The sequence below is a fragment of the Burkholderia sp. SIMBA_051 genome (genome assembly GCF_046534915.1).
In the GTDB taxonomy this organism is placed as follows: domain Bacteria; phylum Pseudomonadota; class Gammaproteobacteria; order Burkholderiales; family Burkholderiaceae; genus Burkholderia; species Burkholderia ambifaria.
This window is the reverse complement of the sequence record NZ_JAWRXS010000018.1, coordinates 17,904-34,208: the sequence shown is the minus strand read 5'-3', so window position 1 is coordinate 34,208 and position 16,305 is coordinate 17,904. Positions and strand designations below refer to the sequence as shown.

Sequence of the window (16,305 nt, the reverse complement as noted above, 5' to 3'; positions counted from 1 at the left end):
TTCCGCGCGAGCCATCGACACGCCGCAGGCATCGCATGCCTCGGCGCCGACGCCTCTTCGCGGTGGGCCGTTCGCAGTACAGCGCGTTCGGCACGATGGCGGCTAATGAGTCGTCAGGTCTTTCATTCTACCCGCGCGAATGACGATCCGCAGGGCCGAACCCCTGGTTTGACGGCGGTTTTGCGCTTCGTCACGCTTTGTTTCAACTCGTTGCCGATTGCGTCGCGGCCGCATGGCAGGCTGTTACGTTGCGCGTTTTCAGCAACGCCGCGCTCGCGTGCTGTACCCAACACACGAGCGCCCCACCCGCCCTCCCTACTTCGAAATCGCTTCAAGGGCGATGCCTTTGGTGCGCGGCCCCATGAGCCCGATCGCGGCCATCACGATCATCATCGCGCCGGCGATGAACGCGAACACGCCGAACGTGCCGAAGCCTTTCAGCACGGCCGCGATCACGAACGACGAGAAGATCGCCGAGAAGCGGCTCCACGAGTAGACGAAGCCCACCGCGCGTGCGCGGATCGACGTCGGGAACAGTTCGGCCTGATACGCATGGAAGCTGTACGACATGATGTTGCTCGCGAGCGTGAGGCCGATACCGAGCACGATCAGGAACGCGCCCACCGTCGTCTGGCTGAACATCAGCCCGCAGACGACGATCGCCGCCGCCATCGCGACGATCACCGACTTGCGCTCGAAACGGTCGGCGATCAAGAGGCCGATCAGCGGACCGAGCGGCGCCGCGAGCGCGATCACACTCGAATACATGAGGCTCGACGTGATCGTGATGCCCTGCTTGATCAGCAGCGTCGGCACCCAGTTCGCGAAGCCGTAGAAACCGACCGTCTGGAACACGTTGAAGATCGTCATCATGATCGTGCGGCTGCGATACGGCGGCACCCACATGTCGCGGAAGCTGCCGCGCGGCGGCACCGGCTCGGCCGGCGCGGGCGGCGGCAGCGGCCGGCCGTATTCGGCTTCGACCTTCGCCTCGAGCGCGCGCATGATGCGGTCGGCTTCGTCGACGCGGCCCTGCTGTGCGAGCCAGCGCGGGCTTTCCGGCAACGCGCGGCGAATCCACCACACGAACAGCGCGCCGTGCGCGCCGATCAGCACGACCCAGCGCCAGCCGTCGAGACCGAACGGCGCATGCGGCACGAGCAGGTACGCGAGGAACGCGACCACCGGCACCGCGACGAACCCGACCGCCTGCTCGCATGCGAATGCGCGGCCGCGGATCTGCTTCGGCACGAGTTCGGAGATGTACGTGCCGATCGTGACCATCTCGACGCCCAAGCCGAGACCGACGACGAAGCGCCAGAAGTTCAATCCGCCCGCGGTGTCCTGGAACGCCATCACGACGTTGGCGGCCGTGTACCACAGCAGCGACCACGTGAAGATCGCCCGGCGGCCGAAGCGGTCCGCGAGGAAGCCGCATGCGATCGTGCCGATGAAGAGGCCGGAGAACAGCGCGGCGATGAAGCTCGCGACGCCCGTGGTGCCGAACAGGCCGTGCGTCGTCGCGGACAGGATTCCGCTTTTCACGAGGCCCGGCGCGATGTAGCCGCTGTACAGCAGGTCGTAGAGTTCGAAGAAGAAGCCGAGGCTCAGCAGCACGACGAGCTTCCAGACGCTGCGGGTCGGCGGCAGGCGGTCGAGGCGGGCTGAAATCGAGCCGGCGTCGATGGGGGCAGTTCGAATGGTGTCCGCTACGGAAGCGGGATCAGGCACGGTCGATGCCATGGTGGCGAGTCTCCGGATTATTGATTGTCTTGGCGCTACCAGAGGGCATTGGCAAGCGGCTTTGCGCATTTTAGCGACGCGAGCGACCGAGCACATCAATCGTTGAAGCACGGTCGCTGGCGACAACGCGCCGGAATCGACAATCGCCCCACGCACTCGATCCCCGTTTATGCACGCCATCCGCGCGCTGGAGTATGTAACTTTCGTAACCATCGATCCGGCTGATCGCGCGCGCAGCATCGTCGAAACACGGCTTTCCGGCTTCGGCAAAATCGGCGTTCGCCCTGTTGGCACGGGCGCGAGCGGCGATTTCCGGCGCCGCCGCCGACGCCCCGCCGGCCGAATTCGCGCATATCTGTTCGAATTTCGTTCGACCCACACCCCGGTAACATGCTACCGGGCCAAACTCCCGGCTTCCGGGCGCCTTTTCGGCGTCCGACATTGTCGGCAAAACGTAAGCATTCCATGTCCATACAACGACTCTCCACCTACGCACGCCGGATCGCGCTGTTCGCGTTGCTGCAGTTCGCTGCGCTCGCGACCGCGTCGGCATTTCCGGGCGCCGCATCCGCGCCGAGCGCGAGCGGCGTCGGCGTCCCCGTGCCGACCATCTCGCTGAGCGACGCCGTTGCGCAGCTCAAGCAGATGCAGGTGCAACAGGACCGTATCAAGCAGCAGACGTCGAACGCGACCAACAGCAAGGAGCTCGACGGGCTCGGCGAAGCGACGCAGGAACTGAGCGCCGATGTCGAGAAGCTGCAGAGCGAGCTCGCGCCGCAGCGCACGCAGATCCAGGCCCAGCTCGACGTGCTCGGCCCGCCGCCGGCGCCGGGCGCGTCGCCCGAAACACCCGCGGTCGCGCAGCAGCGGGCGACGCTGAACGCGCGCAAGACGCAAATCGAAGCAGCGCTGAAGCAGGCGGCCGACCAGAAGGCCAACCTGGCGAACCTGAACGACCAGTTCGCGAAACTGCACCGCAGCCTGCTGAGGAATCAGCTCGCGTTCCGTTCGGGCAGCATCTTCGGCGCGCAATTCTGGCTGCCGCTGTTCCATCTGTCGCCGGACGATGTCCAGCGCCTCGACGACTTCAACGACGAACTGCGCGACATGCTGCGCTCGTCGTGGACACCCGGCCAGCGCGCCATCACCACGCTGCTGCTGATCGCCGCGCTCGCGGTGTGGCTCGGCGGCCGCCGCCTCCTCGAGCGCGGGCTCGCGTGGTTCTGCCTGAACCGTCTGCCGCCCACCCGGCTGCGCCGCAGCGCACTGGCGCTGGCGACGGCCTTCTCGACGCTGCTGGCGACCGCGGTCGCCGTGCAGGTGCTCTATCTCGCGCTCGCGCGCCACTACGAGCTCACGCCGTCGATGAGCGATCTGTGGGACCAGTTCGCGAAGCTCGCCGTGACCTGCGCGCTGATCGCCGGCCTCGGCCGCGCGCTGCTCTGCACCAAGCATCCGTCGTGGCGGCTGCCGGCGCTGGCCGATCCCGTCGCGCTCGCGATGCGGCCGTTCCCCGGCGTGCTGGCCGCGCTGCTGTTGATGTCCGGCACGCTCGAATCGATCAACCGGATCGTCGATACCAGCCTGTCCGTCACGCTGCTCGGCCGCGGCATCGTATCGCTCGTCGTCGCGCTGACCGTCGGCGCGTCGATCCTGCGCGCGAACCGCGTACGCACCGCGCTCGCGGCATCCGGCGAGGCGCCCGAGGAACGTTCGACGCTCGCGGGGCTGATTCATGCGGGCGTCACGCTGGCGATCGTCGTGTCGCTCGTTGCGCTGCTGATCGGCTACATCACGGTCGCGCGCTTCATCACGTACGAGCTCGTATGGTTCGAGATCGTGCTGTGCAGCGTCTACATCCTGACGCAGCTCACGCGCGACGCGAGCGAAAGCCTGTTCTCCGCGAACCTGTCGAGCGGCAAGCAGATCAAGCACCTGTTCGCGCTCGACGACCGGCATCTCGAGCAGGCGCACACCGTCGTGTCCGGGCTCGGCACGAGCCTGCTGATGCTGGTCGCGGCCATCGCGCTGGTGACGGGCGGCTTCGGCACGACGCCGAGCGACCTGCTCGACAGCGCGATAGCGATGATCGGCGGTCAGCGGCTGCAGAGCCTGAACATCATGCCCGACCGGATCCTGAACGCCGTCATCGGGTTCGCGATCGGCTTCTACCTGCTGCGCTCGGTGCGCCGCTGGCTCGACAACGAATTCATGCCGGCGCTCGGCATGGACGCGGGCATGCGCGTGTCGCTGGTCACGCTGTTCACCAACGTCGGCTACGTGTTGCTCGTGCTGATGACGCTGGGGCTGCTCGGTGTCAGGTGGAGCAACCTCGCGTGGATCGTCAGCGCGCTGTCGGTCGGTATCGGTTTCGGCCTGCAAGAGATTGTGAAGAACTTCGTGTCGGGGCTGATCCTGCTGACCGAGCGGCCGGTGAAGGTCGGCGACATGGTCAGCATCGCGGGCGTCGAAGGCGACATCCGCCGCATCAACGTGCGCGCGACCGAGATCCAGCTCAGCGATCGTTCGACCGTGATCGTGCCGAACTCGCAGCTGATCTCGCAGAACGTGCGCAACGTGACGATGGGCAATAGCACGCAAGGCGTCGCGACGCTGACGCTGACGTTCCCGCTGAACACCGATCCCGTGCAGGTGCGCGACCTGCTGCTCGATGCGTATCGCGAACACCCGGCGATTCTCGACAAGCCGGCGCCGTCGGTCACGTTCAGCCAGCTGGCGCCGGACGGGATCACGCTGAGCGTGACCGGCTACGTGGCGAGCCCGCGCATCGCGGCCTCGACCAAAAGCGACCTGCTGTTCGAGATCCTGAAGCAGTTGCGCGCGGCGCAGATCACGCTGTCGACGCCGCAGATGCTGGTCGTGCAGAACATGCCGGCGCTCGAGAGTTCCCCGCAGCACGAGCCGGAAGCGAACCCGCGGGTGCACGCTGGTCGATCCTCGTAACGCACGCCTCATCGGAAACGACAAGGGCCGGTTACCGCTTCCGCGGCAACCGGCCCTCTTCATTCGACGGTTAAGGCGCCCTGCCGGGCGCCGCGCCTCACACGTCGAACTTCACGCCCTGCGCGAGCGGCAGCTGACGGCTGTAGTTGATCGTGTTCGTCGCACGGCGCATATACGCCTTCCACGCATCCGAACCCGACTCGCGGCCACCGCCCGTTTCCTTCTCGCCGCCGAACGCGCCGCCGATCTCCGCGCCGCTCGTGCCGATGTTCACGTTGACGATCCCGCAATCGCTGCCCGCTGCCGACATGAACTGCTCGGCCTCGCGCATGTCGTTCGTGAAGATCGCCGACGACAGGCCTTGCGGCACCGCGTTGTGCAGCTCGATCGCATCGTCGAAGTTGTCGTAGATCATCACGTACAGGATCGGCGCGAACGTTTCGCGCTCGACCACCGCCGATTGCTTCGGCATCCGCACGATGGCCGGACGCACGTAGTACGCATCCGCATGACCGATGTCGACGCGCTCGCCGCCCTTCACTTCGCCGCCCTGCTCGCGTGCATCGGCCAGCGCCTTCTGCATCGCGTCGAACGACGCGCGGTCGACCAGCGGGCCGACGAGCGTGCCTTCCTCGAGCGGGTTGCCGACCTTCACCGACGCATAGGCCTTCTCGATGCGCGGCAGCAGTTGCTCGACCAGGCTGCGATGCACGATCAGGCGGCGCAGCGTCGTGCAGCGCTGGCCGGCCGTGCCGACCGCCGCGAACGTGACCGCGCGCACCACGAGGTCGAGATCGGCGCTCGGCGCGACGATCATCCCGTTGTTGCCGCCGAGCTCGAGGATGCCGCGCGCGAGACGCTGGCTCAGCACCTTCGCGACTTCCTGGCCCATCCGCACGCTGCCCGTCGCGCTGACGACCGGCACCTTCTTCGACGACGTCAGCACCTCGCCGACATCGCGCATGCCGAGCACCAGCTGGCTCAGGCCCTGCGGCGCGACGCCCGGGTGGGTCTTCTCGAATTCGCGGATCGCCTTCTCGAGCAGCACGTGGCATGCAATCGCGGTGAGCGGCGTCTTCTCCGACGGCTTCCACACGACCGAATCACCGCACACGAACGCGAGCGCCGCATTCCACGCCCACACCGCGACCGGGAAGTTGAACGCCGAGATCACGCCGCACACGCCGATCGGGTGCCACGTTTCCATCATCCGGTGGCCCGGGCGCTCCGACGCGATCGTCAGGCCGTACAGCTGACGCGACAGGCCGACCGCGAAATCGCAGATATCGATCATTTCCTGCACTTCGCCGAGGCCTTCCGACGTGATCTTGCCGGCTTCGAGCGTGACGAGGCGGCCCAGCTCGGCCTTGTGCTCGCGCAGCACGTTGCCGAACACGCGCACGAACTCGCCGCGCACCGGCGCCGGCACCGTGCGCCACTTGAGGAATGCGTCGTGCGCGGCGTCGATCTTGCGCTCGGCGTCGGCGGGCGAGTCGACCGCCAGCGTCGCGAGCGTCGCGCCGTCGAGCGGCGAACGCGCGGTCAGCGCGGTGCCTTTCCACCGGGCGAGATCGATGTCGAGCGCAGCAAGAATGTCGTTGAATTGCATCACTTCCTCTTCAGGGACAGATTGATCGGTGCGGCGGCGACGCCGCCCGCGTGATTCGATTGGAGCGCGTTCGCGCGCCTTGTGCAAGCGGATGCGCGCCCCGGCCGGCCCGACGCGCCGCCCGGCGCATCGCCCGCGCGCCGTCGCCGCAACCCCGGCCGACCGGCACGCCGTCGCCTCGCGACGCACGATCCATGAGACACATTGTCGGTGGCCACAAGTCGGCCCGCTATTGATATTAACTCACGACTTCATTCCGAAAGCGCAACACCCCGGCGGGACGAATCCCCCACTTTCCGTAACGGCATGAGACTTGTCCGAGGCCCGTGACCGGGGCAGCCGCCGCGTTGCCGGCCACCCCGACTTGATGACTATCCGGCATTACCCTGTGCGGAAATATCGTTTGCCGCGCGTGCTCCGGCCCCACACAATCGGATCGCGTCGAAGTGCTCCGCACCCGGCGCGACGACGGCCGCCCGACACGCGGCCGGACGACAGACGAACGCGACGCGCATCGCGCCCCGCGGTTCGCCAGAACCGGGCCGCGCGGAACCGCCGCTGTCCGGCCGGCGGCCGGCGACGGGTGGCGCTTCGTGGCCAAAAACAATTCCGGAGACAGCGCCCAGCACCGCCCATGCATTCAGATGCCCGCCCCGATTCCCCTTCCCCGTCCGGCTCGCGTCCCGCGAAACCGTCCCTCCACCGCAGCCTGCAGGCGCGCCATCTGCGGATGATCGCGATCGGCGGCTCGATCGGCACGGGCCTGTTCGTCGCGTCCGGCGCATCGATTTCGCAGGCCGGCCCCGGCGGCGCGATCGTCGCGTACATGCTGATCGGCCTGATGGTCTACTTCCTGATGACGAGCCTCGGCGAAATGGCCGCGTTCATGCCGGTGTCGGGCTCGTTCGCGACCTACGGCTCGAAGTTCGTCGACGAAGGCTTCGGCTTCGCGATCGGCTGGAACTACTGGTATAGCTGGGCCGTCACGCTCGCGGTCGAACTCGTCGCCGCTCAGCTCGTGATGCATTACTGGTTTCCGCATGTGCCGGGCATCTGGTGGAGCGCGCTGTTTCTCACGCTGATCTTCGCGCTCAATGCGCTGTCGGTGCGCGGCTTTGGCGAAGCCGAATACTGGTTCGCGCTGATCAAGGTGCTGACGGTCGTCGCGTTCCTCGCTGTCGGCGTGATGATGATCTTCGGCATTCTGCAGGGCGGCCCGAGCGCGGGCTGGGCCAACCTCACGATCGGCGACGCGCCGTTCGCCGGTGGCCTCCCGGCGCTGATGGGCGTCGCGATGATCGCGGGCTTCTCGTTCCAGGGCACCGAAATGATCGGCGTCGCGGCCGGCGAATCGGAGAACCCGCGCACGACGATCCCGCGCGCGGTGAGCCAGATCTTCTGGCGCATCCTGCTGTTCTACGTGCTCGCGATCATCGTGATCGGCGTGCTGATTCCGTACACCGACCCGAGCCTGCTGAAGAGCGACGTGACCGACATCGGCGTGAGCCCGTTCACGCTGGTGTTCCGCCACGCAGGCCTCGCTGTGGCGGCCGGCGTGATGAACGCGGTGATCCTCACGGCCGTGCTGTCGGCCGGCAACTCGGGCATGTACGCGTCGACGCGGATGCTCTACAACCTCGCGGTCGAAGGCCGCGCGCCGAGGCTGTTCGCGAAGCTGTCGCCGGGCGGCGTGCCGCGCAATGCGCTGTACGCGACCACCGCCGTCGGCGCGCTCTGCTTCCTCACGTCGCTGTACGGCGACAAGACTGTGTACCTGTGGCTGCTGAACACGTCGGGCATGGCCGGCTTCATCACGTGGCTCGGCATCGCGATCAGCCACTACCGCTTCCGCAAGGGCCTGCTCAAGCAGGGCTATCGCCTCGACCAGCTGCCGTATCGCTCGAAGTGGTTCCCGTTCGGCCCGATCTTCGCGTTCGTGCTGTGCGCGGTCGTCGCGCTGGGCCAGGACTACCAGGCGTTCATGGGCAGCAAGATCGACTGGGCGGGCGTGGCCGCGACCTATATCGGCGTGCCGTTCTTCCTCGCGATCTGGCTCGGTTACGCGCTGGTGCGCAAATGCCGCCTCGTGCGCTACGAGGACATGGAGATCGCGCCGTGGATCGAGCGCAACGCGACGCCCGACGCGACGGAGAAGGCCGACGCCTGCTATCCGGCTTTCGTCGCCAGCCCGGCCAACCCGACGCCGGGCGCCTGACGTCCGGTAAGCCCGATCATTCCGGTAAAGCAGCGGCCGCCGCACGCGCGCGACGGCCGCTCCGCTGAAAACCCCATTCGACGCGGCGCGCGCGTTCAGGCAAGATCGACGCGCGCGCCTGTTTTTCCGCCGTTACGAGTCACCGAAACCGCATGCAGAACTTCTACGAAGCCACCGTTACCCGCCAGCCCTACCCGCAACTGACCGGCCCGATCGATACGCAGGTCTGCATCGTCGGCGGCGGCCTCGCCGGCCTGTGCACCGCGCTCGGTCTCGTCGAGCGCGGCGTGCAGGATGTCGTCGTGCTCGACGGCGAACGGGTCGGCTTCGGCGCGTCGGGCCGCAACGGCGGATTCGTGTTCGGCGGCTACAGCCTCGACAACGCGGACCTGCTGCGCGCGCTCGGCCGCGACGAAGGCCGTCGCCTGTACCGGCTCACCGTCGATGCGGTCGAGCTGATCCGCGCGCGGATCGCCCGCTACGGCATCGACTGCGACATCGTCGACGAGGGCGTGATGCTCGCGAACTGGTTCGACGATCCGTCGCGGCTCGACAGCGTGCGCACGCTGATGAAGCAGGAATTCAACGTCGACTGGGAACCCGTCGCGACGGACGCGCTGCGCGCGCGGCTGAAGACGCAGCGCTATCACGGCGGCCTGTTCGAGCCGAACGCGTTCCACTTCCATCCGCTCAAGTACGTGCTCGGCGTCGCGGCGGCCGCGTCGCGCGGCGGCGCCCGCGTGTACGAACGCTCGGCCGCGCTCCGCATCGCGCGCGAAGGCGCCGGCTACGTCGTGCGCACGGCGCACGGCACGGTACGCGCGAAGGATGTCGTGTTCGCCGGCGGCGGTTATGCGCGCGGCGTGTCGCCGCGTATCGAGCGCGCGGTACTGCCGATCGCGACCTACGTGATCGCGACCGAACCGCTCGGCACGCGGCTGCCGGACGCGATCGATGCGCCATACGCGATCTACGACACGCGTTTCGCATTCGACTACTACCGTCCGCTGAAGGACACGCGGATTCTGTGGGGCGGCCGGATCTCGGTGCTCGACCGCGGCCCCGACGCGATCGCGCGGCTGCTGCGGCGCGACCTGCTGCGCGTGTATCCGCAGCTCGACGGCGTGAAGGTCGAATACGCGTGGGGCGGGCTGATGAGCTACGCGCGGCACAAGATGCCGCAGATCGGGCGCGATGCGGACGGCGTGTGGCACGCGATCGCGTTCGGCGGCCACGGGATGGCGCCCACCACCGTCGCCGGCGAAGCGCTCGCCGCCGCGCTGGCCGGCGAGCGGCCGGTGCCGGAAGGCTTCGCCGCGTTCGGCCTCACGCGCACGTTCGGGCTCGCGGGCCTCGCCGCCGCGCAGCTCACGTACACCGCGTACCAGGCCCGCGACGCACTCGCGTCGTGCCGGCGCTGAACCGCCGCGGCGGCGGCCGAAACCGCGCCGCCGATTAGAGCAGCGAGTCGGCAGGATGGCGATTTCCTGCATGCTAGAATGATTTTTTCATGCCGCCGCGAACGCACAACAAAGTCACATGAAAGCTGCAAGCAAGGCCGCCACGTCCGAAAGCCGCGCGCTTGCGACCGATGCGCGGCGCAAATACGATCCCGAGCAAACCAAGCGCAACATCCTCGACGTCGCCACGCAGGAGTTCTCCGCGATGGGCCTCGCCGGTGCGCGCGTCGACGCGATCGCCGAGCGTACGAACACGACGAAGCGCATGCTCTACTACTACTTCGAAAGCAAGGAAGGCCTGTACGAGGCCGTGCTGGAGAAGGTGTACGGCGACATCCGCGCGCTCGAGCAGGAGCTTCATGTCGGCGACATGGAGCCGCGCGAAGGCATGCGCCGGCTCGTCGAATTCACGTTCGACTATCACGACAAGCATCGCGATTTCGTGCGCCTCGTGTCGATCGAGAACATCCACGGCGCGAAGTATCTCGAACAGCTGAAGTCGTTCAAGAACCGCAACGTCAGCATCATCAAGACGCTCGAGGAACTGCTCGAGCGCGGCGCCGCGAGCGGCGCGTTCCGCAAGGATATCGACGCGTTCGACCTGCACCTGCTGATCAGCTCGTTCTGCTTCCACCGCGTGTCGAACCGCTATACGTTCGGCGCCGCGTTCGGCCGCGATCCGTCGGCGCCGCGGCTGCGCGCGCGGCATCGCGAGACGATCGCCGACTCGGTGCTGCGCTACGTCGCCGCGTAGTTCGCACCGCGCGCTTCTGCGCGATTCCGCCCGAAAGCCGAACGACATCACGACGCGTGCAACCGGCATGAGCCGGAAGCACGTCGCGCTTCCGGCCGAGCGCATGCGTCATGCCCCACGCATCGCGCGTCAGTCCGTCGGCGCAGTCGACGCCAGCGCGATCCGCGCCTTCTCTTCCGGGCTCCCCGCCACGTAATACTTCTTCGCCCAGCTCGAATCCGGCGCGAGCGCGAGTTGCCGATGCGAACCGGCGCCGTGCCGTTTCGTCTCGATCGCCAGCGCCCGCGCGCGATAGTGCTCGTAGAGCCGCAGGAATTCCGCGAGATAGATCGCGGCGATCCGCGTGTCGCGAATCTCGAGCAGGTTCTCGTCGTTGTACTGCTCGGAATTGCGGCTCATGTTCGCCGAGCCCGTATAGACGATCGGGTTCGTGCCTTCCGCATCGATCACGATGAATTTGTGGTGGATCACGACCGGCGGATAGGCGGGCGCCGGTTCGCCCGGAAAGAGGCGCAGCTCCGGCTCGAAACCTTGCGGCACCGTTGCCGGCGAAAAATACGCGGCATCGATCACGTCGCGACGATCGCGCTGGCGATGGTAAAGCTCGAGGTTCGCGAGTGTCGCCGCATCGAGCGACTGGCCGTCGTGCTGCGCGGCATCGGCCTTCGTCGCGCTGCCGGCGCTGATGCGGTTCACCAGGCCGAACATCATCAGGCCGCGGTCGCCGGCCGCGAAGCATGCGTCGCGCAGCGCCGCGTCGGTCGGCATGAACAGGCAGAACGACACCGAATGCTTCGCGGCCGCGATCGCGGCGACGATCGTATCGATCTCGGTGCGCTGCCCCGCCGGCTCCGGCGAAAACGCGACGCGCACCTGCGCGCTGCCAACCGTCAACGGCGCGGACCAGCCCGACGACAGCCGCGCCGTCTCCGCGATCGACGGATTCGCGGCCAGCGCATGCGCCCGCGCGTTGTACAGCGCGGCGAGCGCCGGCGAATCGAACGCATGCAGCACATTGGCCTGTTCCGTCAGCCCTTCGGTCGTGAAGTTCGCGGAGCCGGTCAGCACGCGCGCGGGCGTCGCATTCCCCGGCGCGTCGGTCACGATGAACTTGTCGTGCATGATGTGCGTGCGGTCGCGCGGCGCCAGCGTCGCGAGGCCCTGCAGCGCGTCGACGGCCGGCTGGTTCGGCGACGGCAGCGCCGGCTTGCCCTTGCGCGCGGTCGTGTGCGCGTCGTAGACGATCGCGAGCGACGTTTCGCCGTGCCGGCGTCCGAACGCCTCGAATGCCGGCAGCGCCCACAGCGGGTCCGTCAGGTGATAGACGGCCGACACCGCGCGCGACGCGGGATCGAGCATCTCCGCGAACACCTGCTCCATGTCGTTCGCGAGCCACGTGCGCAACTTCAGCGCCTGCGCGTCACTCGGCGCGGCGCCCGGCGCGAGACCCAGCGCCGCGACCTGCTTCGCGAACGCCTGCGAGCTCACCACCGCGCGGTTGAACCAGGTACCGATGCCGTCGACGCTATGTGCGGGCAGCACGACATCGCACACGCCGGCCTCCGCATCGAGCACCTGCAGGTTCGCCGGCGTGCCGACGACGGGAAAGACGTCATAGCGGAACGACGCATCGCGATCCGGCGGATCGATGCGCGCATCCCACCACATGAATTTCTGGATCGGCGCCTGGTCGGTCGGCGCGTCGCCCTGCGTGTCGGCGGCGGGGCCGTCGAACGTCAGCCGGTTCGGCAGCCAGCTGTTCGGCGCCCGCGTCTTGCCGTCGACCGACCAGAAGCCCGGCGTGCGCCGGATCGCGAAGCCGAGGAAATCGGTGCGCGATGTCGCGTCGGACCAGTCGAAGGCCAGCAGGACCAGGGTGGGGGAAAGATAGCTGCGTACGCTGACGGTCATTCGTGCTCCTGGCGTTTCGGCCGAAAGAGAGGAATGAGTCAGTGTTGACGGCGGTTCTTCCCGGGCGATGACCGTTCGATGAACCTTGTATGTCGGAGCCGCGTCAGTCGCACACGAGCAGCTCGATGCCGCGTGCGGCCAGCGCGCGGCGCACGGCCTTGTCGGGCATGCGCTCGGTGACGAGGTAGCGCGCGGCCGCCGTGCCGTTGATCCGCACCGGCGTCACGCGGCCGAACTTCGAATGATCGGCGACGATGATCGCCGTGCCGGCCGCCGCGATCATCCGGCTGCGCACTTCGGCGGCGAGCCGCGAGTAGTCGGTGCAATCGCCGTCCACCGTGATGCCGCCCGCGCCGACGAACGCGAAATCGACGTGGTATTGCGCGAGCTGCTGGATCGTATCGAGCCCGAACGTCGCGTCCTCGTCGTCGGACAGCTCGCCGCCGAGCAGCGTCACGCGATTGCCGTTGCGGCGCGCGAGCACGAACGCGGTGCGCCAGTCGTTCGTGTAGATCGACAGCCGGTGCCGGTCGGCCAGGGCGAGCGCCACCGCATGCGGCGTGCTGCCCGAGTCGATCAGCACCGAGGCATCGTCGGGCACGAATTCGGCCGCGCGTCGGCCGATCGTGCGCTTCGCTTCGGCGTTCGCCGCTTCGCGCTCGGACAGGCTCGGCTCGCGGCGGTCCGCCGCCAGCGCGCCGCCGTGCGTCATCACGAGCAGGCCGCGCGCCGCGAGCGCGTTCAGGTCGCGCCGCACGGTCTCGCGCGACACGTCGAGCGAGCGCACGAGTTCGGCAACCGACAGCGCGCCCGATCGGCCGAGCTCCGACAGAATGTATTGATGACGTTGTTCCGCCAGCATCGCAATGCGCCCGAGGCGACTGGTAATGGGTAAGCCAGCCATTGTATTACGGTCGTTTGACTGTCATTTGACGGCGCTGCGTCCGGCGGCGGCCGCGTTTCACGCCAGCGAAATTCTGTATTGCCGGATGCGCGCGAATCGGCGCGGCAAGCGGTTGCTACACTTTGCGCTTCGCCTAACGACAGACCATCAAGGGGCTTGCGCAATGTATCGCAAAGGCAGTGTGCTCGAAATCCAGTTTTCGCCGGAACGACTCAACGACGGGGCCGGCGATCCGTACTGGATCGACCTGACGCTCGACGAAGCGCGCCGGCTGTACGAACAACTCGCCGCGCGCTTCGCGACCGACGCGCGTGCGAACCAGCCGCTCGACACGTTCTCGCTCGATTGATCTTCGTTTCTTCGCCCGCTCGATGGCACGCCTTCGTGGCGCGGCCCTTTCGCCCGGCCGGGTGATAACCGGACGGCTGGCTCGACTGATCTCCGTTTCTTTGCCCGCGCCACGGCGCGCCTTCATGCGGCGGGCCCTTTCGCCCGGCCGCGTGATAACCGGACGGCTGGGTCGACTGATCTCCGCTCCTTTGCCCGCGCCACGGCGCGCTTTCACGGCTCGGCCCTTTCATCCGCCGAACGGCCGGCATGCTGGCGCGCTGACGCGCTTGCGACGTATCGCACCACGGTCGCCGCTTGCACCCGCAGCAGCAGCGCGAGCCCATGGCCTCTGCACGCATCCCGCACGCGCGACGCCCGAGTGCAGAATCCGACAAGACGGCGGCACCGCTTCATCCGATACTGACCGACTTCACGATTCGTCCGGCCGTATCGCGGCCCGCCACGCATGTTTACCTCGCTCGTCGCCGCGGCCTTCGTCGCGCTGTGGTCCACCGGCTTCATCGTCGCCCGGGCAATCAAGCCCTACGCCGATCCGAACCTGTTCCTGCTCGCGCGTTTCGCAGGCACGGCCGTGCTGTTCGGCGCGGTCGCACTCGTCGCGCGCGCGCCGTGGCCGGCCCGCCGCGAATGGCCGCGCCACCTGATCGCCGGCGCGCTGCTGCAGGGCGTCTATCTCGGCGCCAGCTACTGGGCCGTCGCGCAAGGGCTGAACGCGGGCGTGATGGCGCTGCTCGGCGCGCTGCAGCCGCTCGCCACCGCCGTGCTCGCCGTGCCGCTGTTCAACGAACGACTGCCCGCGCGCGGCTGGCTCGGGATGGCGCTCGGGCTGGCCGGCGTGGCGCTCGTGCTCGCGCCGAAGGTCGCGGGCGGCGTCGCGCCCGCGTGGTTCGTCGTGACCGTATCGATCCTGGCGGTCGGCTCGATCACCGCCGGCTCGCTGTACCAGAAGGGCAAGCTCGCGCAGAACGACCTGCGCACGGCCGTCGCCGTGCAGAACCTCGGCGCGGCGATCGTCGCGGCCGTTTTCGTCGTGCTGCTGCATGAAACGCGCTGGATCGGCGCGCCGGCGCTGTGGATCTCGCTCGTGTGGGGCGTCGTGTTCCTGTCGGGCGGCGCGGTCACGATGCTGATGTGGATGCTGCGGCGGGGCAACGCGGCGCGCGCGACGTCGCTGCTGTTCCTCGCGCCGCCGCTCGCCGCGCTGCAGGGCTATCTGCTGTTCGGCGAAACCCTCGCGACCGTCCAGCTCGCCGGCTTCGCGCTTGCGCTCGTGGGTGTCGTGCTCGCGCGGCGCTGACGCACGCGGTCGGGCGGTCGGGCGGTCGGGCGATAGGAAGCACCCGTCACCGCCCCCACCCCGCATCGAAACAAAGCATCCGCGCGCACGCCCGGGTGCGCCGCCGCGCACTCTGCACCATGACGATGCACCGCGTCTCGCCGATGCAACGCGAAGCGGCCGGATCGCATGCCCGGCGCGGCGCCGCGCCGCGATTGCGCTTATGATGGGCGCCTCGCATTTCGTTCCGGAACCACCCCCATGACATCCGCCGATTACGCCAGCCGCCAACGCGCGATCATTGCCGAACTGAACGTCGCCCCGCACTTCGACGTCGACGCCGAGATCGCCCGGCGCGTCGATTTCCTCGCGCAGTACCTTCGTTCGAGCGGCCTGCGGACCTACGTGCTCGGCATCAGCGGCGGCGTCGATTCGTCGACGGCCGGGCGGCTCGCGCAACTGGCGGTCGAACAGTTGCGCGCCGGCGGCTACGATGCACGCTTCATCGCGATGCGCTTGCCGAACGGCGTGCAGAACGACGAAGCCGATGCGCAGCGCGCGCTCGCGTTCGTGCGCGCGGACGAGACGTTCACGGTCGACGTGAAGCCCGCGGCCGACGCGATGCTCGCGTCGCTGGTCGCATCGGGCCACGCGTTCGAAACCCCGGCGCAGCAGGACTTCGTGCACGGCAACATCAAGGCGCGCGAGCGCATGATCGCGCAGTACGCGGTCGCCGGCGCGCGGCGCGGCATCGTGATCGGCACCGACCACGCGGCCGAATCGCTGATGGGCTTCTTCACGAAATTCGGCGACGGCGGCGCGGACGTGCTGCCGCTTGCCGGCCTGAGCAAGCGCCGCGTGCGTGCGGTCGCGCGCGCGCTCGGCGGCGACGAACTGATCGTGATGAAGGTGCCCACGGCCGACCTCGAGGAACTGCGTCCGCTGCGCCCCGACGAGCACGCATACGGCGTCACCTACGACGAGATCGACGATTTCCTCGAAGGCAAGACCGTCGCCGACACGGTGTACGAAACGGTGCTGCGCTTCTACGACGGTTCGCGCCACAAGCGCGCGCTGCCGTATACGCCGTTCGACTGGCCGACCGCTTAAGTCGGCCA

Annotated in this window: 11 protein-coding genes; 7 read left to right on the top strand and 4 right to left on the bottom strand. The window is 68.0% G+C overall.

Annotated elements, in window-relative coordinates; genetic code table 11:
• Positions 1–315: 315 nt before the first annotated feature.
• Positions 316–1,743 (bottom strand): MFS transporter, encoded by a 1,428-nt coding sequence (locus tag SB771_RS32085; RefSeq protein WP_175658711.1) that lies wholly within the window; start codon positions 1,741–1,743, stop codon positions 316–318.
• A 465-nt stretch (positions 1,744–2,208) separates the two neighbouring features.
• Between SB771_RS32085 and SB771_RS32080 the strand changes: the two genes are divergently transcribed.
• Positions 2,209–4,707, top strand: coding sequence for a DUF3772 domain-containing protein (locus tag SB771_RS32080; RefSeq protein WP_175658710.1), 2,499 nt, complete (start codon positions 2,209–2,211; stop codon positions 4,705–4,707).
• A 97-nt stretch (positions 4,708–4,804) separates the two neighbouring features.
• On the opposite strand, the gene SB771_RS32075 is transcribed toward SB771_RS32080, so the two are convergent.
• Positions 4,805–6,316, bottom strand: coding sequence for an aldehyde dehydrogenase family protein (locus SB771_RS32075; RefSeq protein ID WP_126226063.1), 1,512 nt, complete (start codon positions 6,314–6,316; stop codon positions 4,805–4,807).
• 634 nt (positions 6,317–6,950) lie between these two features.
• On the opposite strand from SB771_RS32075, the gene SB771_RS32070 reads away from it, so the two are divergent.
• The 3 genes from SB771_RS32070 (at position 6,951) to SB771_RS32060 (ending at position 10,745) form a co-directional block, all read left to right on the top strand.
• Positions 6,951–8,531 carry an amino acid permease gene (locus tag SB771_RS32070; protein WP_175658709.1) on the top strand — a complete coding sequence of 527 codons (1,581 nt, stop codon included), beginning with the start codon at positions 6,951–6,953 and terminating at the stop codon, positions 8,529–8,531.
• 152 nt (positions 8,532–8,683) lie between these two features.
• Positions 8,684–9,952 carry an NAD(P)/FAD-dependent oxidoreductase gene (locus SB771_RS32065; protein WP_175658708.1) on the top strand — a complete coding sequence of 423 codons (1,269 nt, stop codon included), beginning with the start codon at positions 8,684–8,686 and terminating at the stop codon, positions 9,950–9,952.
• Positions 9,953–10,070: 118 nt separating this feature from the next.
• Positions 10,071–10,745: a TetR family transcriptional regulator gene (locus SB771_RS32060; protein WP_012366853.1), complete on the top strand. Its 675-nt coding sequence runs from the start codon at positions 10,071–10,073 to the stop codon at positions 10,743–10,745.
• 129 nt (positions 10,746–10,874) lie between these two features.
• Here the strand turns inward: SB771_RS32060 and SB771_RS32055 are convergent, their stop codons facing one another.
• Positions 10,875–12,656 carry a phospholipase D-like domain-containing protein gene (locus SB771_RS32055; RefSeq protein WP_175658707.1) on the bottom strand — a complete coding sequence of 594 codons (1,782 nt, stop codon included), beginning with the start codon at positions 12,654–12,656 and terminating at the stop codon, positions 10,875–10,877.
• A 103-nt stretch (positions 12,657–12,759) separates the two neighbouring features.
• Positions 12,760–13,518 (bottom strand): DeoR/GlpR family DNA-binding transcription regulator, encoded by a 759-nt coding sequence (locus tag SB771_RS32050; protein WP_175658706.1) that lies wholly within the window; start codon positions 13,516–13,518, stop codon positions 12,760–12,762.
• A 205-nt stretch (positions 13,519–13,723) separates the two neighbouring features.
• Between SB771_RS32050 and SB771_RS32045 the strand changes: the two genes are divergently transcribed.
• The 3 genes from SB771_RS32045 to nadE all read left to right on the top strand — a co-directional run bounded on the left by SB771_RS32045 (position 13,724) and on the right by nadE (position 16,297).
• Complete coding sequence (locus SB771_RS32045; RefSeq protein ID WP_006752380.1) at positions 13,724–13,909, top strand: hypothetical protein; 186 nt, start codon at positions 13,724–13,726, stop codon at positions 13,907–13,909.
• Positions 13,910–14,356: 447 nt separating this feature from the next.
• The gene (locus tag SB771_RS32040; protein WP_175658705.1) at positions 14,357–15,208 is read left to right on the top strand and encodes a DMT family transporter; all 852 of its coding nucleotides are present in this window, start codon (positions 14,357–14,359) and stop codon (positions 15,206–15,208) included.
• A gap of 240 nt (positions 15,209–15,448) precedes the next feature.
• Positions 15,449–16,297 carry an ammonia-dependent NAD(+) synthetase gene (gene nadE, locus SB771_RS32035; RefSeq protein WP_175658704.1) on the top strand — a complete coding sequence of 283 codons (849 nt, stop codon included), beginning with the start codon at positions 15,449–15,451 and terminating at the stop codon, positions 16,295–16,297.
• Positions 16,298–16,305: the final 8 nt, after the last annotated feature.